The organism is Gibbsiella quercinecans, assembly GCF_002291425.1.
Lineage (GTDB): Bacteria > Pseudomonadota > Gammaproteobacteria > Enterobacterales > Enterobacteriaceae > Gibbsiella > Gibbsiella quercinecans.
Genome location: NZ_CP014136.1, coordinates 4,048,475 through 4,070,404 on the forward strand (window position 1 = coordinate 4,048,475; position 21,930 = coordinate 4,070,404).

The 21,930-nt window shown below is 58.7% G+C and carries 12 protein-coding genes; 5 read left to right on the forward strand and 7 right to left on the reverse strand.

Translation table 11 applies throughout. The features are described 5' to 3' along the window. Positions 1–7: 7 nt before the first annotated feature. From ACN28Q_RS18605 to ACN28Q_RS18625, 5 genes are all read right to left on the reverse strand, one after another. Positions 8–907 (reverse strand): LysR family transcriptional regulator, encoded by a 900-nt coding sequence (locus ACN28Q_RS18605; protein WP_095847705.1) that lies wholly within the window; start codon positions 905–907, stop codon positions 8–10. Then, entirely contained in the window at positions 904–1,467 is a 564-nt protein-coding gene (locus ACN28Q_RS18610) for a hypothetical protein (RefSeq protein ID WP_095847706.1), read from the reverse strand. The genes ACN28Q_RS18605 and ACN28Q_RS18610 overlap by 4 nt, the downstream gene beginning before the upstream one ends. 59 nt (positions 1,468–1,526) lie before the next feature. After that, the gene (locus ACN28Q_RS18615; RefSeq protein WP_095847707.1) at positions 1,527–2,162 is read right to left on the reverse strand and encodes an SDR family oxidoreductase; all 636 of its coding nucleotides are present in this window, start codon (positions 2,160–2,162) and stop codon (positions 1,527–1,529) included. A gap of 62 nt (positions 2,163–2,224) precedes the next feature. Then, complete coding sequence (gene hutW, locus ACN28Q_RS18620; protein ID WP_095847708.1) at positions 2,225–3,538, reverse strand: heme anaerobic degradation radical SAM methyltransferase ChuW/HutW; 1,314 nt, start codon at positions 3,536–3,538, stop codon at positions 2,225–2,227. A 240-nt stretch (positions 3,539–3,778) separates the two neighbouring features. Continuing rightward, positions 3,779–4,489, reverse strand: coding sequence for a GntR family transcriptional regulator (locus ACN28Q_RS18625; protein WP_095847709.1), 711 nt, complete (start codon positions 4,487–4,489; stop codon positions 3,779–3,781). Between the two features lie 345 nt (positions 4,490–4,834). Between ACN28Q_RS18625 and ACN28Q_RS18630 the strand changes: the two genes are divergently transcribed. Further along, positions 4,835–6,640, forward strand: a complete 1,806-nt coding sequence (locus ACN28Q_RS18630) for a glycoside hydrolase family 13 protein (protein ID WP_095847710.1) — start codon at positions 4,835–4,837, stop codon at positions 6,638–6,640. 41 nt (positions 6,641–6,681) lie between these two features. Here the strand turns inward: ACN28Q_RS18630 and ACN28Q_RS18635 are convergent, their stop codons facing one another. Continuing rightward, positions 6,682–7,584 (reverse strand): LysR substrate-binding domain-containing protein, encoded by a 903-nt coding sequence (locus ACN28Q_RS18635; RefSeq protein ID WP_095847711.1) that lies wholly within the window; start codon positions 7,582–7,584, stop codon positions 6,682–6,684. Positions 7,585–7,720: 136 nt separating this feature from the next. Here ACN28Q_RS18635 and ACN28Q_RS18640 point away from each other — a divergent pair, with 136 nt between their 5' ends. Further along, entirely contained in the window at positions 7,721–9,094 is a 1,374-nt protein-coding gene (locus ACN28Q_RS18640; RefSeq protein ID WP_095847712.1) for an MFS transporter, read from the forward strand. Between the two features lie 6 nt (positions 9,095–9,100). Here ACN28Q_RS18640 and ACN28Q_RS18645 read toward each other — a convergent pair whose 3' ends face one another. Continuing rightward, entirely contained in the window at positions 9,101–9,526 is a 426-nt protein-coding gene (locus tag ACN28Q_RS18645; RefSeq protein ID WP_095847713.1) for a GNAT family N-acetyltransferase, read from the reverse strand. Between the two features lie 339 nt (positions 9,527–9,865). On the opposite strand from ACN28Q_RS18645, the gene ACN28Q_RS18650 reads away from it, so the two are divergent. The 3 genes from ACN28Q_RS18650 to ACN28Q_RS18660 are packed head-to-tail and all read left to right on the forward strand — an operon-like array spanning position 9,866 to position 21,867. Beyond that, positions 9,866–11,611, forward strand: coding sequence for a ShlB/FhaC/HecB family hemolysin secretion/activation protein (locus tag ACN28Q_RS18650; protein ID WP_095847714.1), 1,746 nt, complete (start codon positions 9,866–9,868; stop codon positions 11,609–11,611). 58 nt (positions 11,612–11,669) lie between these two features. After that, on the forward strand, positions 11,670–21,623 hold the full coding sequence (locus tag ACN28Q_RS18655; protein ID WP_095847715.1) for a hemagglutinin repeat-containing protein: 9,954 nt from the start codon (positions 11,670–11,672) through the stop codon (positions 21,621–21,623). Beyond that, positions 21,607–21,867, forward strand: coding sequence for a hypothetical protein (locus ACN28Q_RS18660; protein WP_095847716.1), 261 nt, complete (start codon positions 21,607–21,609; stop codon positions 21,865–21,867). Before ACN28Q_RS18655 ends, ACN28Q_RS18660 begins: the two co-directional genes overlap by 17 nt. Positions 21,868–21,930 lie beyond the last annotated feature (63 nt).

The following is a 21,930-nucleotide window of genomic DNA, read 5'->3' on the forward strand; positions in this document are numbered from 1 at the left end:
CGCCGCGTTAGCCCGGCGGCCGCAAGGCGTGTTGCAGGCTTTCGACAAACAGCCGAATGCGCGGGGCGTTAATGTGCGCCTTTTTAAACAGTACGCAGGATTTGTAGGTGTCCATCTGCCACTGCGGCAGCAGCCGCACAATATCGCCTTTGTGCACATATTCATCGGCGATATAGGCTGGCAGATAGGCAATGCCCAGGCTGCTCAGCGCGGCGTTTAACAGCGCCGTGCTGTTGTTGGCGCGCAGGCGGCAGCGCACTTCAATCGTCTGTTTGTGTTTGTCCTTGCGAAAGGGCAACGCGATGGTGTGGGCGTTGCCGCGGAACAGCAGGTAATCGTGGTGGGGCAATTCATCCGGGTGGGTGATGGCCGGGCGCTGCTGCAGGTATTTTTCGCTGGCGTACAGGCCCCACTCAATGTCCATCAGGGGTTTAAACGCATCGTCGGCGGGTAATTCGCGGCTAATGGCAACCGCCACGTCGTAATTTTCGGCATCAATATTAATCGGGCGATCGGTTAAATCCAGATCGACGCTAATGTGGATGTTTTGCTTAATAAATTGATTAATCACCGGCATTACGCACTGGGTGCCAAAGGTGACCGGCGCGGCAACGCGCAGGCTGCCGATGGGATCTTCATGAATCTGGCGGATAAACTGTTCGGCGTTTTTTATTTCATTCAGAATACGGTAGCAATATTGATAATAAGTTAGCCCAATCTCCGTTACCTGAATTTTCCTGGTGGTGCGTTGCAACAGTTTGGCGCCCAGATTGATTTCAAGCTGGCTGATCTCTTTGCTAACCGAAGACTTGGCAATATTAAGCTGGTTTGCGGCCTCGGTGTAGCTTAAGGTTTCGACCACTTTGGCAAAAACCATCATGGCGGTCAGGTTATCAAGTTTATTCACTGTTGCTCCTTGTTGGCCGCCAGCTGTGCAATGCTGGCCAGCATCCGCCGCCTGATCAGCCCGCTCACCGGGCGGATCAGGTACCAATAGGGCGTAAATTTGCGCACGCTGGCCCGGTCTGGGCAGAATACACGCGTTTCGGTGAAAAGGCGCGTTTGCCCATCTCCCCATGCTTCAGCGGTAAACCCCAGCACCAGTTTGGCCACGCCTGGCTCATTGTAAGCGCAAAAAGCGTCCCCGCCGTCAATGGCTACCAGCCCATAGTCTGCATGCCAAAACCGCCCGATCAGGCCAAACACCAATTCACTATGATCCTGTTGTTCCAACAGGGTGAAGTTGTGCATGCCAAATGCCTGCGGCAGAGGGCGCGGTGCGGCTTGCAGGCGCGCAAACACCCGCATGGGCAACTCACGCAGGGAAATCATTCGGCGGAAAAATGCATCGCTCTCAGGCCGGTAATCCTTCGCGGCGGCCATCACCGCGGTTGGTGAGGCGGCGATAACCAGAGAATGCCGCTCACGAAATTGGTAATCGGGCAAATAGTTGTCGATCAACAGCATGCAGCAGCCTATCTGTAAGGGACTGGGGGCATAATCACCGCGAAGGAAACTCGCCCAGGTTAAAACCGTTGCGGCATGGCCAGCGTTGGGTCGATCACGGCGTAGATCTGGCCGTAGGCCGCGTCATCGTCGATGATCTGGTAAATGTGGCGCGCAACGTCTGCGCGGTGGACCAGCCCGTGGGCTTCCCCTCGCTGCCGTACGGCCTGGCCGCTGGCGGAGCCGTTTTTCAGGCCGCCCGGGCGCAGTATGCACCAGGCCAGGCTGCTGGTTTGTAACCAGCTTTCCGCCAGCGATTTTTCCCGCACCGCGTGGCCGAAGGCCTGACGGGCGCGCGGCGACAACGAAGGCCAACTGTCGCCGCAGCCGATGGAGGTCACCAGCAGCATATGGCTAAGGCCGCAACGCGTTGCGGTGTCGATGATCAGCCGGTTCCCGGCATAGTCGGCTTCGGCGCTGCCCAACGTGGAAACGATACGCGCCTGCGGCCCGGCGGCACGGCAGGCGCGCTCGACGCTGGCGGCGTCCAGCGCATCGCCTTCTACTACGGCCAGGCCCAGTTCGCGCAGGGTTTGCGCCTGTTCGGCATTGCGCACCAGCGCCGTCATCGAACGCTGTTCCTGCAGGCCCAGCGCCACCAGTTCACGGCCAACGCCGCTCGCGCCGCCAAAAATCAGCCATGGATGCTTGATCATAAATTTACTTTCCGTTTGTCAAAGCGGTTAAAGGGCTGGCGGCGTTGGCGTGAAGGTTATCGCTAGGCTGCCGCCTGCGGTAACAATAACTGTGGGATGAGCGTTTGCAAAGCCTGCAACAGGTTACTGGCCCAAAAACGGCCGTCCGGCGTCAGGTGGAAACGCGAGCCGTTTAACCGCAGCAGGCCACGCTGTTGCCATTGTTCCAGCAACGGCAACAACGGCGCCGGGTTATCCAGCACCTGCAGCAGATCGCAGAACCCGCTGTCGATCCCGCCTTGCAACGCCAGCCGCCAACGGTAGTCAGGGCTGGCCGGCGTCATCATGGCGATGGGCTTGCGCCCGTTGGCGAGGGCCTGCGCATAGCCTTCCAGATTGCGCGCCATCATATAGGATTGCCCGGCCACGCTGCCGCCGGCGCTGCTGCCGAGCGCCAGATAGTCCGCCCCCTGTTTGATCAGCAGGTTGTATAGATTGCGCTCGCGACTATGGCGCGCCCAGTGGCTGTTGCTGAGCTGGCGCCAGTTTTCATCCGCCAGGAATTTTTCCCCCATCAGGTACAAATCGCGGTTGTGGTCAACGGCGGGCAACGCCACGCGCTGGTTTTCCACCGCTTTGGCCAGCAGCGTATTCGGCAACAGATTGAGCGCGTACAGATCGACGCCATCCAACGGCAGATCGCGGACGATCGCCAGATCTTCCCGCCAGCTTGCAACCGTTTGATCCGGCAGGCCGAACATCAGATCGCAAATGATCGCCGCGCGATCGCGCAGCCCTAAGCGGGTGATGAAATCTATTGCCTCCTGGCGGTTGGCGCGCCGCCCCAGGCGCTGGCGCACGCGGGTATCAAAGGTTTGGATACCAATGGAAAAACGGTTGGCGCCAGCTTCCAGGCAGGCATCGATGCGCTCGTCGTCAAAGTTGAAAATCCGGCCTTCCACCGTAATTTCACAGTCTGCCGCCAGCGGCAAACTTTGGCGCAAGGTGCTGATGATCCGATGCAACTGCCGGGCGCTTAGCGCAGAGGGCGTACCGCCACCAAAATAAATGGCGTGTATTGGCGCAGATTGGTGCAACGTGCTGCCGGCTTCCAACGCCAATTCTTGCAGCAGCATGTCGCAATATTCCGCGATTGCCTGTTCTTCGAGCTTGTTCTGATAGAAGCCACAGAATTTGCACTGCGTGGCGCAAAACGGAATGTGTACGTACAGCAGGCGCTTGTTGCCGGTGATGGCCGTGGCCGTCAGGCTTCGCCAGGCGGCATCGATCTCTTCGGCGGGCAACGGTTTTTGTTGGCGCCACGGCATGGTGGCCCAGCGCCCGCGGAAGGGTAACCCGTCTTCAGCAGCAAAGAAGGATGAAAGCTCAAGAGACATAAGTGGCGTATTCCTCATCTGGGCACCCATCGTTACGGGGTGAACGCTAATGAAAATAAAACGTATTTACACGAATTGAATGAGGCTGAGCATAGTACAACTCCGTCTGCGGAGAATTGATGCACGTCAGGTGGGGAAAGGGCTAAATGGCGGGAAACGGTGAAGATAAATGAAATTTTGTAACTGCCGCCGGGCGGCGCTGCCAACGCTGGGCGCAGGCTGCCGCGCCCGGCGTGTTCGTTACAGCATTTTGTTGCGCTTCATGTAGTACTTCACCTGATATTCGCTCGGGTTCATATACATGATGGAAAAATCCAGGTACTCCCCGCTGGTGGACAGCGAAAGGGAGGTGAGTTGCAGCAACAGCGCCCCCTCTTTGAGCTTTAACTGGTGCGCATAGGGCTCGGCCGCCAGCACCGGGGTAAAGGTCTCAATGCAGCCATCAATGGTGATGCCGCACTGGTTCTCGATATAGTCAAATTTGGAGCCGCACATATAGTGCAGTGAAAGCGTGGGGAACAGCCTGACCGGCATATAGCTGTCTTCCACCATATAGGGTTTGCCGTCCACGTGGCGAATGCGCTGGAAATAATACACCTGTTCGTTGGCCTTGATGCGCAACTGGCGCGCAATGGCCGGCGGCGCCAGCCGCACGCAAAACTGTACCACTTCATTCGTCACTACCCTGTCAATCTGCTTCATATGTTCAGCGAAGCTGTTTAAGCCGTGGGTGTCGTGTTGTAAATCCTTTTGCAGAATGTAGGTGCCGCTACCGTGCCGGCGATCGAGCATGCCCTCGCCGACCAGGATGTTAATCGCCTTGCGCAACGTGCTGCGTGAAACACTGATTTCCTGCGCCAGTATCAGCTCGCCGGGCAGCGCATCGCCCACTTTAAACTCTTCCGAATTAATACGTGCGCGCAGCTTTTGCGCTATCAACCTGTAAATCACTTTTAAACCTCTTATTCATTCACGTCGCGGCATTAGCCGCCATGATGATTCGTATAATTCATTGAGTAATCTTTTATTTTTCTAACGAAAAATGGGTTATGGAATAAACGTATACAAATTAGCTAACAAGTAGACATCTTATCGCCGGATTTTTAATTGATATCGCTCACAAATTTCGCGCGCTGCCGGCGCAGGAAAAAAGGGCGGGGATTACCTTGCCATTAAGGCCTGTTCAACCGCTGCAAATCACTCTGGGCAGCGGCATACCGGCAAAGAATATGTGGGTTAAGCCTGCCAGTAATGGCGGAAAATGTCCTATTTTTAGTCCGTTAGCGAGATAAAAAAATGAGTAACTTCCCCAAGAAACATTCAGTGTTACGCCAAGGCTGCTTATCAGCCGCGCTGATGATGGCAATGCTGGGTCAGCAGGCGCTGGCCGCAAACACGGAGGAGACGATGGCAAACACCACAGCAGTTCAGCCAATGCATAATGAGGCCGCCTGGTGGAAAGAAGCGGTGGTCTATCAGGTTTACCCCCGTTCATTCAACGATAGCAACGGTGACGGCATCGGCGATCTGAACGGCATTACGGAAAAGCTCGATTACCTGAAAACGTTGGGGGTTAACGTTATCTGGCTGAGCCCGCACTTTGATTCGCCTAATGCGGACAACGGTTATGACATCCGTGACTACCGCAAGGTGATGAAAGAATTCGGCACCATGGCGGATTTTGATCGCCTGATGGCGGAAGTGAAAAAACGCGATATGCGGTTGATTATCGATCTGGTGGTCAACCATACCAGCGATGAGCACCAGTGGTTTGTGGAAAGCCGCAAGGCCAAAGACAACCCGTATCGTGATTTCTACATCTGGCGCGATGGGCACGACGGCAAAGCGCCGAATAACTACCCTTCGTTTTTCAGCGGTTCAGCCTGGACGCGGGATGCGCAAACCGGCCAATACTATTTGCATTATTTTGCCAGCAAACAGCCGGATCTCAACTGGGAGAACCCAAAGGTGCGGCAAGGGGTGTATGACATTATGCGCTTCTGGCTGGACAAGGGCGTTTCCGGCTTCCGCATGGATGTGATTCCGTTTATTTCCAAACAGCCGGGCCTGCCCGATCTGCCCGCCGCGGCATTGGCGCACCCGGAATATGTGTTCGCCAACGGGCCGCATATTCACCAATACCTGCAGGAAATGAACCGCGAAGTGTTGTCCCATTATGACACCATGACCGTGGGCGAAGCGTTTGGCGTCACCACCGAACAGGCGAAGAAATTTACCGATCCGCAGCGCCATGAACTGAACATGCTGTTTAATTTTGATCTGGTGCGGATGGATCGTGATGGTTGGCGTAAAACCGACTGGACGTTGCCGCAGCTTAAAGCGACCTACGCCAAAATCGACAGTGGCTCTGGGGCGAACGGCTGGAACACCAGCTTCCTGAGCAACCACGACAACCCACGCGCCGTCTCGCACTTTGGCGACGATAGCCCGCGCTGGCGAGTGGCCTCGGCCAAGGCGCTGGCGACGATGATGCTGACGCAGCGCGCAACGCCGTTTCTTTACCAGGGGGACGAGTTGGGCATGACCAACTACCCGTTCCAGCGGGTGGAGGATTTTGAAGACGTTGAGATCAGGGGGCAATGGCGTGACCTGGTGGCCACCGGTAAAGTGCTGGCGCAGGAATACCTGCAGAATGTTCGGCAGACCAGCCGTGATAATGCGCGCACGCCGATGCAGTGGAACACCGAAGCCAATGGCGGCTTCACCACCGGCAAGCCGTGGCTGGCGGTTAACCCTAACTATGCGCAGATCAATGCCGCCGCCCAGCAGCACGATCCGGATTCCGTCTATAACTATCACCGCCGCCTGATTGCCCTGCGCAGCCAAACGCCGGCGCTGATCTACGGCGAATTCAAGGATATCGATCCTGCCAACGCCCAGGTATTTGCCTATACCCGCACCCTGGGCGATCAGCGCTATCTGGTGGTGATTAACTTCAGCGAGCAGCCGCTGAAATACGCCTTGCCGGCTGGGATCACGATTAATGCGATCAAGCTGGACAGCGGTGCTGGCCGCGCGGTGGCGCAAGGCGCCGCGCAACTGGAACTCCAGCCGTGGCAGGCGTCGATTTACCAACTGTAAGCGTTCGTTGTTGCAGGGTGCCGCCGGCCGCGCGCCGGCGGTTAATCGCCGTCTTTTATCTGCGCCATGTGGCTTAGCAGCCAGTTGCGCAGGCTGCTGATATCTTCCCGTTCGCTGTTTTCCGCCAGGGTGACGAAATAGTAATTTGCGCCGGGCAGCGCGTGGGCGAAAGGCGCTGCCAGCACCCCTTGGCGGATGAAATCGTGCGCCAGCAGGCTGCTGACGATCGCCACCCCCTGGCCGGCGACCACGGCCTGTATCGCATGGGTTTCATCGGTGAAGTGCACCCCGGCCTCGCTGTTGAGCATTGCCGGGCCAAAGCGCGTTTTCCAGTGTTGCCAGGTGGGCGCCGCCGCAGGGACGTGGCGGTTATCAACGTGAAACAGGGTGGCCGACGATAAATCTTCAAGCCGCCGGATAGCCAACGCCGGGCTGGCGACCAGGATGAATTCATCCTGATAGAGCAGGGTTGACGCCAGCGTGTCTTCTGCCGTTTCACGGTAACGGATGGCCGCATCGACCGTTTTACGCGCCAGATCAATGCTTTCCACGCTGGTATGCAGGCGCAGATCGATATCCGGCAACGCCACCTTCAGTGCCGCCAGGCGCGCCACCAGCCAGTGGGTGAGGAAATTCGAGGTGGTGGTGACGGTAAGCACCGGCGGCGCATTATGGGCATGGATCTTTTCCACGGTATCCTGCAGCTCGTTAAACAGCCGCTGCGTTGTGCTAAACAGTATTTCCCCGCTGGCGGTTAACGCCACCCCCTTCGCACTGCGTTCAAACACCCTGGTGGCCAACTGCTCTTCCAATTGCCGTATCTGGTGGCTGATTGCCGTGGCGGTGACGCCAATTTCGTCGGCAGCGCGTTTGAAGCTGTGGTGAACAGCCACGGCGTTGAAGGCCCGTAGCGCCCCCAATGGCGGCAGGCGAAGCTTTCTCATGCTGAGTTTATTTCATCCATTGCTGAATTTAATGACTTTGATTTGGCTTTTACAGCCGGAGTAACCTCATTAAACGCCATTTTTATGATGAGAACAATTCATCAGCGTTTTGGCGCCTACAGAAGGATAAAGGGTTATGACAGGTTGTATTTCAGCGCCGGACGGCACATTAACGCGCTTATCACTTACGCTGGCAGCGCTTTCACTGGCGCAGTTTGTGATCGCGTTGGATTATTCGATTATCTATGTGGCGTTGCCGAACATCGCCGCCAGCCTGCATTTGGTGCCGGCGCACGCGCAGTGGGTGGTCTCTGCCTATGGCGTGGTTTTTGCCGGTTTTTTACTGGTTGGCGGCCGCTGTTGTGATGCGTTCGGCGCCAGGAGCATGTTTGTGCTGGCGATGGCGTTGTTCAGCCTGGCTTCGCTGTGGGGCGGTATGACGGCATCGGCCACGGCGTTGGTGATTGCCCGTGGCGTTCAGGGGTTGGGCGCTGCGTTTTTACAGCCGGCGATCATTGCGTTGATCTCCCATCACTTCAGTGCTGGCCATGCGCGGGCAAAAGCCCTCACCGTCTGGAGCACGGTTGGCGCCGCCGGCCTGGTGGCGGGCGTTGTGCTGGGCGGCGCTTTTACGCAGCTGAGCTGGCGGCTGGTGTTTTTGGTTAATGTGCCGCTGGGGGCGCTGTGTATCTGGGCCGCGTTCCGCTATTTTCGCGTTGCATGCCGCACTGTGCCGCGCCAACGGTTGCCGTTGTTGGCCGCCTTATTGGGCACGCTGAGTGTGCTGGGCGTGGTCATGGCGATGAGCGCACTGGCCGAGCACGGGCTGGATCACCCCGTCACGCATCGCTGGCTGGGTATGACTACGGTTTTACTGTGGCTATTTCTGCTTGGCGAAAAACACAGCCGACAACCGCTGGTGGCGTGTGGGCTACGCAACCTGGCAGGGTTGCAACGGGGCTGTACCGCCAGTGGTTTATACATGGCCAGCGTGGGAACCGAACTGTTTTTGCTGACGTTGCTGTTGCAGAACCACTATGGCTACAGCGCCTGGCAAACCGGCCTGTTTTTTATGCCGCTGACGCTGATGATTATTACCGGCAATATGATCGCCGGTAAATTGTTCGCACGGCTGCCGGCGGCCGGTGTATTGGCCCGGGGCTTTATGATCGGCGCCGCCGGGCTGCTGCTGATTGCTTGCTCACTGGGGGAAAATATGGCCTGGCTGGTTTTCATTCCCGGGCTGCTGCTGAGCGGTATCGGCCATGGCATGATTTATACCGCGAAGTTTGTGGTTGGCACCGATGATGTGCCGGATGAACAGCAGGGGGGCGCCAGTGGGTTGATGGTCACGGCGCAATACGCCAGCGGCGCGGTTGCGCTGGCATTGATGGTGATTATCCTGCAGGTCAACCCGGGCATGAGTGGTTTTCACTTTGGCTTCGCCGCCTTAACCGGGTTTGCCGTTATCGGCGCGGTGCTGGCGCAAGGGGCCGACATCAATGGTTAGGCCGCGTTATTTTTTCGGCGAATGCAGCAGGTAATACTCTTCGTCGCCGTCTTCCCCGGTGGCGATCACGCGCCAGCCGTGCTTGCGGTAAAACGCCAGCGCCTTGTGGTTTTTTACCAGGCATTTCAGCGAACCGGTATGGGTGAAGGTGTTTTCGGCGTGGTGCAGCAGCGCGCTGCCCACGCCCTGTGGCGGCAGGTGCGGATCGACAAACAGGTTGTGAATGAAATTGTCGGCGCGGTGAATGGAAACAAACCCCAGCAGCTTGCCTTGTTGTTCCGCCACCCAGATATCCTCACCGAGGGTGGCGCGATCAAAGTCTTCCAACTGATAGCCGCGCGTATCTCGCCAGTGGTAGGCGGCCTTGCGGGCTGCCAGATACAAAGTGCGCAGGAATGGGCGATCGGCCTCTTGGTATTTTCTTATCTGCATAGCGGCTCCTTTATCTCTTCCCGCCACTATACGCTAAATCATTTGCCGTGCGGGCCGGGGCGCCTGGAGCGTTGCGCCGTTTGTTTTTCGCGCCGGATGAAAAAAACCGGTGGCCGGCGCTTCGCTCATCTATTAATGGTGTGAATGCGTTTATTTATTATTATCTGTTTTATGAATATAAAATAACGATAAATATCGTAAATTAACTTATTATAGTCATTATTTAGAGGTAAATGGCAAATTAACCCGTTGGTGTTGGTTGATTATTATTCTGATGTGAATAATAATCCTCACACAAATTGACGAATTCTTTACAGTTAATACCTTCAGGGATCAGAAATGCTGGTATGCAGGAAGCATCTATGGCGTTTTGCCGCGCCGTTGGCGCTGGGCGGTGTGGTTTTTCCGCTTTCGGCGGCTTTATTCAACCCGGCAGAGCACAACACTATCGAACCGCCGCCTTCTGCCGCCGCCGCACAAGGGGCCGAGCTGGATGCGCGGGAACAATTGCGCCAGCAACAGCGTGAACGCGTGCTGCGCGAACAGAACGCGCCGGATTCCGATGTGCGCCTGGCCCGCCCCAGCGTTGTTTTGCCCGATTACCCCATCAATGAGCAACCCTGCTTCATCATCAATACTCTGCGTCTGGAAGGCGACTCGGCCGCCCGCTTTCAGTGGGCGCTGGATGCCGCAAATGGCGCCAGAGGCCGCTGCCTGGGTAGCCAGGGCATCGTACTGATCATCAACAAAGTGCAGAACGCCATTCTGGCGCGGGGATACGTCACCACCCGCGTGATGGCGCAGGAACAGGATCTGACCACCGGCGTGCTGACGCTCACTCTGCAGCCCGGGCGCATTGGCGATATCCGCTTTGAGGCGCCGGTTTCCTGGCGTGGGCAGCTGTGGAATGCCATTCCGGCCTCGCCGGGCGACATTCTCAACCTGCGGGATCTGGAACAAGGGCTGGAAAACTTCAAACGTGTGCCCAGCGCGGCCGCCGACATCACCATCGTTCCTGGCGAGCGCGAAGCCACCAGTGACCTACGGGTGAACTGGAAAGCGGGCCGCCCGGTGCGGCTTAACCTGGGGCTGGACGACAGCGGTGCAAAAAGCACCGGCCGCTACCTCGGATCTGCGACGTTGGCGGTGGATGCCCCGTTGGCGCAGAACGATCTGTTCTATGCCAATATCGGCAAGAACCTGTTCCAGCACGGGCCGTTCGGCAACCGTTCACACACCCTGAACTACTTTTTCCCGATCGGCTACTGGGCGGTTTCCGCCAACTACAACGACTACACCTATCAGCAGAATATCCCCAATGCGAATGAGGTGCTGAGCTACAGCGGCAAGAGCGACAACCTGCAACTGACGGTGTCCCGGCTGCTGTTTCGCAATCAGGCGCATAAAACCACGCTCAACCTGCACGCCTATCGTAAGCATTCCTCTAATGCGGTGGATGGCATCGACATCGGCCTACAGCAGCGCCGCACCGCCGGCTGGGAGCTGGGCGTTAACCAGCGCAGTTACCTCGGCCGCGCCACGCTGGATGTGAACCTCAATTGGCGCCGCGGCACCGGGGCGTTCGGCGCCTTGCCCGCGCCGGAGGAGGCCACACACAGCGGTAGCGCCCGTACCGGTATTTTGCTTGGCGATCTGAGCGTCAACCAGCCTTTCGTATGGGGCAAACAACCCTGGCGGTATTACACCCTGGTTCGCGGCCAGTGGAGCCCGAACGCGCTGACGCCGCAGGAGCGAATGGCCATCGCCGGGCGTTATACGGTGCGCGGCTTTGACGGCGAACAGATGCTGTCCGGGGAGAAGGGGCTGCTTTGGCGCAATGAGTTGGCGTGGAACATAGGAGCGCGTGGCCATGAGCTGTATCTGGCCGCCGATTATGGGCGCGTCGGCGGCCCCGGCGCTCGGCATCTGGTCGGCCGCCAACTGGTGGGCAGCGCTTTGGGCATGCGGGGGGCGATGTGGGGGCGGTTTGGCTACGATCTGTTCGCCGGTATGCCGCTCTACAAGCCGGATAATTTCCGCACATCCGGTGCGTCGGCTGGCTTTAGCGTCAACCTGGAGATCTGAGGCCGGCCCTGTGCCGCAACTGACCAGAACGGACTGACTTTTCTCACGGATGTGACTCATGAACAAGCATTGCTATCGCCTTATTTTCAGCCGCACCCATGGGGAACTGCGGGTGGTTTCCGAACTGGCCCGCAGTTGCAGCAGCGAGCCGGGGCAAAGCCGCGGCGCCGGCGCGCCACGGTTGTGGGTGACGCTGCGCCGCACGGTATGGCTGCTGGGGCTGGCGCTGTTTGCCGGGCCGGCGGCGGCCGACGGCATTGTGGCGGACAGTGCGGCGGCGCCCGGCCAGCGGCCGGATGTGATTGCCACGGCGAACGGCTTACCGCAGGTGAATATTACCGCGCCCAATCAGGCCGGGATATCGCACAACCAGTATCAGCAGTTTGATGTCGAGCAGAAAGGCGCCATTCTCAACAACTCGGCGGTAATGACGTCCACCCAGATGGCCGGGATGATACAGGGCAACCCTAACCTGAATCCGGATGCCGCCCCCGCACGGGTGATCCTCAATGAAGTCAACAGCAACAACCCCAGCCAACTGCGCGGTTTTCTGGAAGTGGCCGGCGGGCGGGCGCAGGTGATTGTCGCTAACCCGGCGGGGATTGTCTGCAATGGTTGCGGCACCCTCAATGCCGGGCGAATGACGCTGACGACCGGCAAGCCGCAGTTGAACGCCGACGGCAGCCTGGCGGGCTACCAGATCGAACGCGGCGTAGTGCGCGTGGAGGGCGGCGGGCTGAATGGCGATAGCCGTCATGATACCGAATACGTGGATATTCTGGCGCGCGCGGTAGCAATCAATGCCGGCGTCTGGGCCAAAGATGAGCTGTCGGTGGTGGCTGGCCGCAACCGCGTGAGCGCGGACGGTAAAACCGCGACGCCGTTTTCGGACGACGGCAGCGCCAAACCCGAGTTGGCCATCGATATGGGCCAGATGGGCGGCATGTACAGCGGCCATATCCGGATGATCGGCACCGAAGCGGGGGTGGGGGTTCGCAATCAGGGCGGGCATCTGCAGGCTGAAAAGACCCTGGTGGTGAGCAGTGAGGGCAAACTTGTCTGGCAGGCCGGCACAGCGGAGCCTTACACGCAGGCCGGCGGAGATATTAGCTTAACCGCCCGAGACAGCGTTGAACACCAGGGCAAACTGTACAGTGGTGGCCAACTGGCCGTACAAAGCCGCCAGGGCGAAATTCGCCAATCCGGCACGCTGGCGGCGGCCGGCAACGTCACGCTGCGCGCTGAGCAAGGTATCCAGAGCAGCGGGGCGCTTTTGGCGGGCAGCGATGCGAACAGCAGCCTGATCCGCGCGGCGGATATTACTCTCGTCAGCCAGGGGGATATTCGCGCCAGCGGCAGCTTGCTGAGCCAGAAACAGGTAGTGGTGACCGGCCGCCGGGTGGATTTAAGCCACAGCCGCCTGGCAGCCGGGCAGGCGCAGTTGACGGCGCAAGCCGGGGACGTGCTGTTGCAACAGGCGCAGGTGGACAGTGAGCAACTCACCGTCAACAGTTTGGGGTACCTCGACACGCAGCAGGCGCAAATCCGCGCCGGGAACTGGCAAATCACCGCCGATAGCCTGTACAACCAGGCGGGCGTCTGGTCGCAGGTGGGCACGGGGGAAAGTCGTTTTACCCTGCGTGGTGCGCTGGATAACACCGATGGCAGTATTGAAGCGCAATGGCTTAGCCTGAATAGCGCCGCCCTCAATAACCTGCGCGGCCGGCTGGTGGCGCTGGACGGCACGGCGCAGCATTGGCGGGTGAGCGGCCTGTTGAACAACACCTCCGGCGTGATGGGCGGCAACGGCGGTTTGCAACTGGATGTCGGCGCATTGATCAACCTTCAGGGCACCCTGCAAAGCCAGTCAACGTTGGGCATTACGGCGCTAAACGGGCTGGATAACCGCCAGGGCCAGTTATTGGCCGGCGGGAGCCTGGCTCTGAATAGCCAAGGGCTGCTCAGTAACCAGGAGGGTGAGATCCGCGGCCAGCATCTTCAGCTTGCGGCACAGGCGCTGAATAATGCCGGGGGGCAGATGGTGAGCCAGGGGCGGCTGCAGCTTGATGCCCAGGAGGCGATCGACAATCAGCAAGGGCTGATGGAAGCCGGCGACGTGCTGGCGGTGACGACCGAAGGCCATTGGGATAACCGCAAAGGCACGGCGCTGGGCGGGCAGCAGGCCAGCATTGCGGCGGGCAGCCTGGATAATGCCGCAGGCCGGCTGCAATCGGGCGGTGAGCTGGCCATCAACACCGCCGGTAACATCAATAATCAGGCGGGTACCCTGACGGCGCAGCAGGATCTCCATTGGCAGGGCGGCGCACTCAGCCTGTTCAATAATGATGCGGGCAAATTGCTCAGCGGCGCAGCGCTGTCGCTCAATGGCGGGCAGTTGAACAACCGGCAACAGGGGCTGGTGAAAAGCCAGCAGGCGTTGGCATTGCACCTTTCCGGGGCCTGGGACAATCAGGGCGGAAAGCTGGCCAGTGGCGGTAGCGGCACGATACGCGCGCGCGAACTGATCAACACGCAGGGGGCAATCCAGGCGCTGGATACGCTGGATATGCAGTTCACCGGCGCGTTGGATAACCGCAATGGCACTCTCTTCAGCCAGCAGGCGCAGCGCTTGCTGGCGGAGAATATCCTGAATGCTGAAGGCTGGATCGGCAGCCAGGGATCGTTGACGGCGGTTAGCCAGCGTTTCGATAACCAGCAGGGCGAGGTCGTCAGCCAGCAGGATGCCAGCCTGACCGCCACGCGCTGGAATAACCAGTACGGCGTAGTGCAGTCTGCAGGCAGTGTGCTGCTGCAGATACTTCAGGACGTGTACAACCAGGGCGGAAAAATCAGCGCGCAAGCGCGCTTGTGGTTACAGGGGCAAACGGACGCGGCCCTTGCCGGCGTGTTGCACAATGAGGGTGGGCAACTGCTGGCGGGCGAACAGCTACAGATCCGGGCGCAGAGCATCGATAACCCGCAAAACGGCCTGCTCTACAGCCAGCAACAGCTGCATCTAACCCTGAGCGACCAGTTGGATAACCGCCAGGGCAATTTGCAAAGCGGTGAAGGGGTGCAGATCAGCGCCGCACGGCTGCTGAACGCCCAGGGCGTGATTAGCAGCCAGGGCACGATCCAACTGACTGCCGACCAGTTTGATAACCTGGCGGGCACCGTGATCGGCCAGGGGGCGGGCGATTATCATTTCAGCTATCTCAATAACCAGCAGGGTAAAATCCACAGCGGCGGCGCCCTCACGCTGAACGGCAGCCGCATGGATAACCAGGCGGGGCAATTGGTTTCCAGCCAGGCGCTGACGCTCAACGGCGAGAATATCGACAACAGTCACCAGGGGATAATCAGCAGCCAGGGCGCATTGACGGTGTATGCCGGGCAGTTGAATAACCGGGACGGCGGCCTGTTGATTGGCACCACGCAGACCGACGTGAGCGCGCAAACGCTGGATAATAGCGCCGGGCGCGTGCAGAGCGCGGGCACTCTGGCCCTGTCACAGCTGGCCGCACTGGATAATCGCCAGGGGCGTATTTTATCCAATGATTCATTGCGTATCAGCGGCGGCGCCACGCCCGCGTTGGCCCTATTAAACCAGGGCGGGACGATCCAGAGCGGCGGGGCGTTAACGGTGGCGGCCCAATCGCTGGATAATCAGGGGGGAACGTTGCTCAGCCAGCAGGCGCTGCAACTTTCAATTCAGCAGGATTACACCCATCAGGCCGGGGACACGATAAACAGCAACAGCGCGGTGATCCTGCGGGTGGCCGGCGTATTGACCAACCTGGCCGACTGGTTGCTGCCGGGTGAGCTTACGCTCTACAGCACGCACCTGAACAACCTGGCGACGCTGGTCGGTAAAACGCTGCGTTTCACCACCGGGGAACTGCGCAATCAGGGGCGCATTGAAGCCGATACGCTGGCCTTCGACGCCGACAGCCTGGACAACTCGGCGACGCTGATGGCGGATAACCTCACGGTCAACAGCCGGACGGTGGATAACCATGGCCGCGAAGCGCTGATTGCCGCCACGGCGCACATCAGCCTGATAACCGGCGAGCGGTTGACCAACCAGGCTGGCGCGCTGATTTACAGCGCTGGCTCCCTGGCGCTTTCCAGCGCGGATCTGATTGAAAACCGTGCCGGCACGATTGAAGCGGAAGGGGATCTCACCCTGACGGCGACGCGCTTTGACAACCTGCGTGACGGGCTGGAGATTGAACGCGACGCCCAGACCAGCGATTACAGCTGGCACCGATACAACTACTACTGGCGTTCCTATGGCGAGGACGTCAATACGGATGTCAGCACCCTGGCGCCGACCACCCAACGGTTGACCTTCCGTGACGATGCGGCGGCAGAGAGCAACCCCTATGGCACGTTGCTGAATATTGACGCCAACGCCAAACGGGCGGAGGTTCAGGTAAAAGACGCTCAGGGGCAATCGATCAGCCTGTGGGTCAACTATCTGGCTCTGGTTCCCAACGCCGACGGCAGCTATGCCATGACGTTTTACGAGACGCGCGGCCCGCGGCAACGCGCTGTTCCCACCCCTTATCAAAACACCGTCTGGTGGAATGCCACCGATAGCGAAAAGATCGAGCAGTGGAGCCCCGATCGGTTTATCGATATTGCCAGCGCGCCTTATGTGACGGATTACAACAACCTGCGTGAACGCACCGCCACGGGCACCCTTACCGAAGATCGGCTGGTTTCCGCCGGCGTTGGGGCGAGCCTGCTCGCCGGGGGCAACATGTTCCTGCATATTGCCGGGCAACTGCAGAATGACGCCAGCACCATCAGCAGCAACGGCAACCTGACGATTGACGGCACTGCCAACATCATCAACCGCGGCTATTCGGTGAATCAGCGGCGCCAGGAATATATTGTCGATCATTATGATCGGGCGGAGGGGCATTGGTACCCGACCTACACTATCGACGAAACCACCGCCTTAACCACCCTTGACGGGGTTATCAGCGGTTACGGCAATGTCACGCTCAGCGGCGCACAGCTGACAAACACCACCGTCAACCAGGCGCAAATCAGCACCGTGGCGGCCGCGCAAAACGCGGCGGCGGCCGAACGCGCCGAATGGGAACGCAACCCGTTAGCGGTCAACATCAGCGGGCAGCGCTGGCAGGCCGCCGATACCGGGCTGGCGGAGGGCAGCCGGCCGCTCACGCCAGGTGAGCTGGCGTTAACCGACCAACAGCATCTGGCCAACGTAGCGACGACGATTCCTAATAATGGTCTGTTCCGCCAGCAAACTGCGGCAGAGAGCGCTTTCCTGGTGGTGACTGACTCACGCTTTACCGACAGAAGCCAGTTCCTGAGCAGCGATTATCTGTTGCAGCAGGTCGGTTATGATCCCAGCCAGGTGCATAAGCGCTTGGGGGATGGTTACTACGAACAGCGGGTGGTGCGTGAACAGCTACTGGCGTTGACCGGGCGCCCCTCATTGCAGGGCTTTGATGCCATGGCGCAATATCAGGCCCTGATGAATAACGCGATCACGGTGGCGGAAGATTTCCATCTGGTGCCCGGCGTGGCCCTCACGCCGTCACAGATTGCCGCATTACAGCAGGATATCGTCTGGCTGGTGAGCGAAACGGTTGAGACGGCCACGGGGCCGCAGACCGTGTGGGTGCCGCAAGTCTATCTGGCCAACAGCACGGTGCGCATCACCGGTGATGGCGCGGTGATCGCGGGCGGCAATCTGCAGCTGTCAACCGGCAGCCTCAGCAATGCGGCTAACCTGTTTGCCGATCAGGCGTTAAGTATTGATAGCGACCAGTTCCTGCATCTGGGGGGCGACATCCGTGCTGATACCCTCAATGTGCAGGCAGACAGCATCGGCCTGAGCACCAACCTGCAGGATGCGCTGCGCCAGGCAAGCATGCAGGCGCGTGAGCTTAGCCTGAGCGGCGGCGATATCCGTTTGCAGGGGGCGAGCCTCACCGCCAGCGAGAACCTCAGCCTTAGCGTCAGCAATAATCTGAACATCACCACGGCCCGTAGCAGCACGACGGCGGAACTGAACGTGATTGCCGGCGCGATGGGCAACCGCACCAGCGCCGGGCTGGAAGCCGCCGGTGAACGCCTGGCCCAGGTGAGCGGTGAATGGCAGCAGGCTTTGGGCAGCAGCCTGAATGCCGGCGGCAACCTCAGCCTGACGGCGGGCCAGGATCTCACCCTGCAGGGTAGCCAGGCCGCCGCCGGAGGGGAAACGCAACTGCGGGCCGGCGGCAATGTGGCATTACTGGCCGATACCACCACCCATGATACCCAACTGCATGCCAACAGCAGCACCTCAACGGTGAGCAATAGCCGCCGGGAAGAGACCCTGCACACCAGTGCGCTCAGCGGTGACAACGGTGTGACGCTGGTGGCCGGCGGCGCCGTGATCGCCGAAGGCGCGCAGGTGGACAGCGCGGCAGGCAGCATTGGCTTGAGCGCACAACAGGTAACCCTCAAGGAGGCGCGTCAGCGGTTGGCGGAGAGCGACAGCGAGCAAAACCAGGTGGGCGCTACGCAAAGCCAGCGCCAGACCGAAAGCGCCAGCGATACCGCGCTTGGCAGCGTGTTCAGCGCCAAAGACGGCGTGACGGTCATCGCGAAACAGGGGGATATCACCCTCCAGGGCAGCACGCTGCAAAGTGAGGCAGGCACGATTGGGCTTAACGCGGCCGGGGATATTTCTCTCAACGCCAGCCGGGATGAACAGCACCTGATGCAGCAGGGCAGTAGCAGCAGTAAAGGTTTTCTGAGCAGCAGCCAGAATGCCTACCAGCGGGAGGAGCACAGCAGCACAGCCAATGGCAGCCTGTTGAGCGGGCAGGCGGTTATTCTGCAAAGCGGCAAGGATATCAACGTGATGGGCAGCAATATTGTTGCCAGTGAGGATATTGCGTTGACGGCAGGCAACGATATTACGCTCGGGACGGTGGAAAATCACTACCAGGCCAGCGCGGCCAGCCAAAGCAAGAAATCCAGCTTTTCCGGCACCGGCGGCATTGGCTTCAGCTACGGCACAAACAGCCTGAAAATCACCGACAGCGAAAACACCGTCAGCCAGGTTGGCAGCACGGTGGGCAGCACCCAGGGGAATGTCACGCTGAATGCGGGGAACCATGTGACGGTACAAGGTTCCGACGTGCTGGCGGCGAAAGATATCAACCTGACCGGAAAAGACGTCGATATTCTGGCGGCCGAAAATCAGAGCAGCCAGACCCACAGCCTGGAGCAGAAACAAAGCGGGCTGACGCTGGCGTTGTCCGGCTCGGTGGGCAGTGCGGCGAACACGGCGGTTACCACGGCCAATCAGGCCGGTAAAGAAAGCAGTGGCCGTTTGGCCACGCTGCAGGGCATGAAAGCGGCCTTAAGTGGGGTGGAAGCGGCGCAGGGCGGCGTGTTGGCGACGACGGATGCCCAAAATCAGAACGCCATCGGCGTGAGCCTTTCCTATGGCAGCCAGTCGTTCAAATCCGAGCAGGCCAGCAGCCAGACCCAGAGCCAGGGCAGTACCCTGACGGCGGGCAACAGCTTGAATATTCATGCCACCGGCAGCGATATCAACGTGCAGGGTAGCCAACTGCAGGCCGGGAAAGACATTACGCTGAATGCGGCGCGGGACGTGAATCTGGTGTCTGCCGAGAACAGCCAGCAGCTTGAGGGCAAAAACGAGAGCAAGGGGGGCAGTATTGGCGTGGGGATCGGCGCCGGGCAAGGGGGCTGGGGTATCAGCGTGTCGGCCAGCGTGAACAAGGGCACGGGCAGCGAAAGCGGCAATGGCCTGACCCATACCGAAACCACGCTCAACGCCGGCAATAATCTGACCATCACCAGCGGGCGCGACACCACCCTGACCGGCGCACAGGTCAGTGGCGATAAAGTGACGATGGATGTGGGGCGTAACCTGACGTTAACCAGCGAACAGGACAGCGACAACTACGACGCGAAGCAGCAGAACGCCAGCGCCGGCGGGAGTTTTACCTTTGGTTCGATGAGCGGTTCGGGCAGCGTGAACCTGAGCCGGGACAAGATGCACAGCAACTACGACAGCGTGCAGGAGCAGACGGGTATCTTTGCGGGCCAGGGGGGCGTTGATATCACGGTGGGTGAGCATACGCAGTTGAACGGTGCGGTGATAGGTTCGACGGCCAGTGCGGAGAAGAATACACTGGATACCGGCACGCTGGGGTTCAGCGATATCGAAAACAAGGCGGACTACCAGGTGGAACACCAGAGCGTGGGTATCAGCTCGGGCGGTAGCATCGGCGGGCAGTTCGCGGGGAATATGGCGAACGGCCTGCTGACCGGGGTGAACGACAGCGGCAGCGCGCGTTCGACTACGCAATCGGCGGTGAGTGAAGGCACGATTATCATTCGCGACCCGGCGAACCAGCAGCAAGATGTGGCAGACCTGAGCCGGGATGTTGAACACGCCAACCAGACGTTAAGCCCGATATTTGATAAGGAGAAAGAGCAGAACCGGCTAAGGGAAGCGCAACTGATAGGGGAGATTGGGAATCAGGTGAGTGATATCGTGCGCACGCAGGGGCAGATAGAAGCCACCAAAGCGGCGAACGAGCGGATGCAGAGCGTGACGCCGGAGCAGCTGAAATCCGCCGAGGCGGAGTGGCGCAAAACTAATCCGGGCAAGGAACCGACCGCAGACGATATCAGCGGCCAGGTGTACCAGAATTTCTACAATCAGGCGTTTAACGCGTCGGGTTACGGCACCGGCGGCAAGTATCAACAGGTAATCCAGGCGGCGACGGCGGCGGTGCAGGGGTTGGCGGGTGGCGATCTGGCGAAAGCCCTGCCGGGCGGCAGTGCGCCGTATCTGGCGACTATAATCGCGCAGACGACAGAGGAAGGCACTTCGCGTCTGATGGCCCATGCAGTGGTGAACGCGGTGCTGGCAGCGGCGCAGGGCAACAATGTATTGGCGGGTGCGGCAGGCGCCGTTAGCGGTGAGGTGATGGCGCAGCTAGTGATGGAGGCGCTGTATCCCGGTAAAAACGTCAGTGAACTGAGCGAAAGCGAGAAGCAGACAATCAGCATGTTGGGAACGCTGGCGGCAGGGCTGGCAGGCGGGTTGATTGGAGACAGTAACGCTGATACGTTAACGGCAGCACAGGCCGGGAAGACGACCGTGGAGAATAATTTCCTGAGCAGCACATCATCGGCAAAACGTGATGAGTTAGCGGAAAAAGTGAAGAAGGGCGATAAGACGCTGCAAACTGCTAAGGAGTTTTTGGAACTTGAGAATGCGGATCAGCGAAGTGATGCGTTAGTCGCCCTGTTCAACAGCGATCCTGCGGCGATGACAGCGGGAGAAAAAGTGGAACTGGCCAGCTATCTGAGGATCTACGCTGCCGAAATGCAGGCACAATACGGTGATGCCGTCACTAAAGAGCTGATTACTGGGATGCTGACAGGACAGGATTATCTGAAATCAGCCCCGCAGACAGAAGCACAGCAACAAGCGCAAACCATAATGAAAACGTGGGGGTATCATAAATCCAATGCCGGCATCGGCGATCCGGCACTGATATTCGGCAGTAGCATGCTGGGCAACACGATAAAAGAAGGTATGGCTCTCAACGCAGCGATAGGTACAGCGGTTAACACTGGCGTTCAGCTTAGTGGAAATGACGAGTTCAGTTATGTTGATGCAATTCTGGCTGGAGTAACAGCGGCAGCCACGACAGGGAAAGGATGGAAGGTATCTGCGGCGATAAATATGGGCGGCGCTGCGGTTGGTAGCGGTATTAAAGGGGAAGATCCGACTAACTCTGTTGCAGGTGCTGGCGCTGGTACTGTAGCTGGAGGTATTGGTGGCACCATAATAAAAGGCGTAACGTCGAAAGTTGCAGAAGAGGCTGTTTCTGATTTAACAGGCGCTATTGGTGGTAGCTATATCAGTGAGGAAACAGGAAATTTTGTAAAAAGTCACTTGGATGAAAAGGGAAAAAATGAAAATAAAAATTAGTTTCCTATTATTAATCAAGGTGATGCTTATGTGTATGATATTGTTTTTATTTTTTGATTTTATATCAGTGCTTCTTGCGTCAGTGATTATTTATTTTAAAAAGGGTTTTTTCCCGTTCAGTTGGATGGATGTTTTTTCATCCTTTTTTGAATCAGGATATATCGGTGGCCTTATTTTAGGTGTCGGACTTTGGATAAAAGCCAAGTTGCAAGAACGCAAAGTTAGAAAAGAGTCAGCTAAATGACCCTATAACGAAATCCCGGCCCCTCAAACTGGCCGGGATTTTTTGTCTATGGAAAACCCCCAA

What these genes read in the sequence shown, in the direction of transcription:
- ACN28Q_RS18610 (WP_095847706.1), bottom strand. Translation starts at nt 1,467, where the DNA reads ATGCTGTTGATCGACAACTATTTGCCCGATTACCAATTTCGTGAGCGG.
- ACN28Q_RS18615 (WP_095847707.1), bottom strand. Translation starts at nt 2,162, where the DNA reads ATGATCAAGCATCCATGGCTGATTTTTGGCGGCGCGAGCGGCGTTGGC.
- hutW (WP_095847708.1), bottom strand. Translation starts at nt 3,538, where the DNA reads ATGTCTCTTGAGCTTTCATCCTTCTTTGCTGCTGAAGACGGGTTACCC.
- ACN28Q_RS18630 (WP_095847710.1), top strand. Translation starts at nt 4,835, where the DNA reads ATGAGTAACTTCCCCAAGAAACATTCAGTGTTACGCCAAGGCTGCTTA.
- ACN28Q_RS18635 (WP_095847711.1), bottom strand. Translation starts at nt 7,584, where the DNA reads ATGAGAAAGCTTCGCCTGCCGCCATTGGGGGCGCTACGGGCCTTCAAC.
- ACN28Q_RS18640 (WP_095847712.1), top strand. Translation starts at nt 7,721, where the DNA reads ATGACAGGTTGTATTTCAGCGCCGGACGGCACATTAACGCGCTTATCA.
- ACN28Q_RS18645 (WP_095847713.1), bottom strand. Translation starts at nt 9,526, where the DNA reads ATGCAGATAAGAAAATACCAAGAGGCCGATCGCCCATTCCTGCGCACT.
- ACN28Q_RS18650 (WP_095847714.1), top strand. Translation starts at nt 9,866, where the DNA reads ATGCTGGTATGCAGGAAGCATCTATGGCGTTTTGCCGCGCCGTTGGCG.
- ACN28Q_RS18655 (WP_095847715.1), top strand. Translation starts at nt 11,670, where the DNA reads ATGAACAAGCATTGCTATCGCCTTATTTTCAGCCGCACCCATGGGGAA.
- ACN28Q_RS18660 (WP_095847716.1), top strand. Translation starts at nt 21,607, where the DNA reads ATGAAAATAAAAATTAGTTTCCTATTATTAATCAAGGTGATGCTTATG.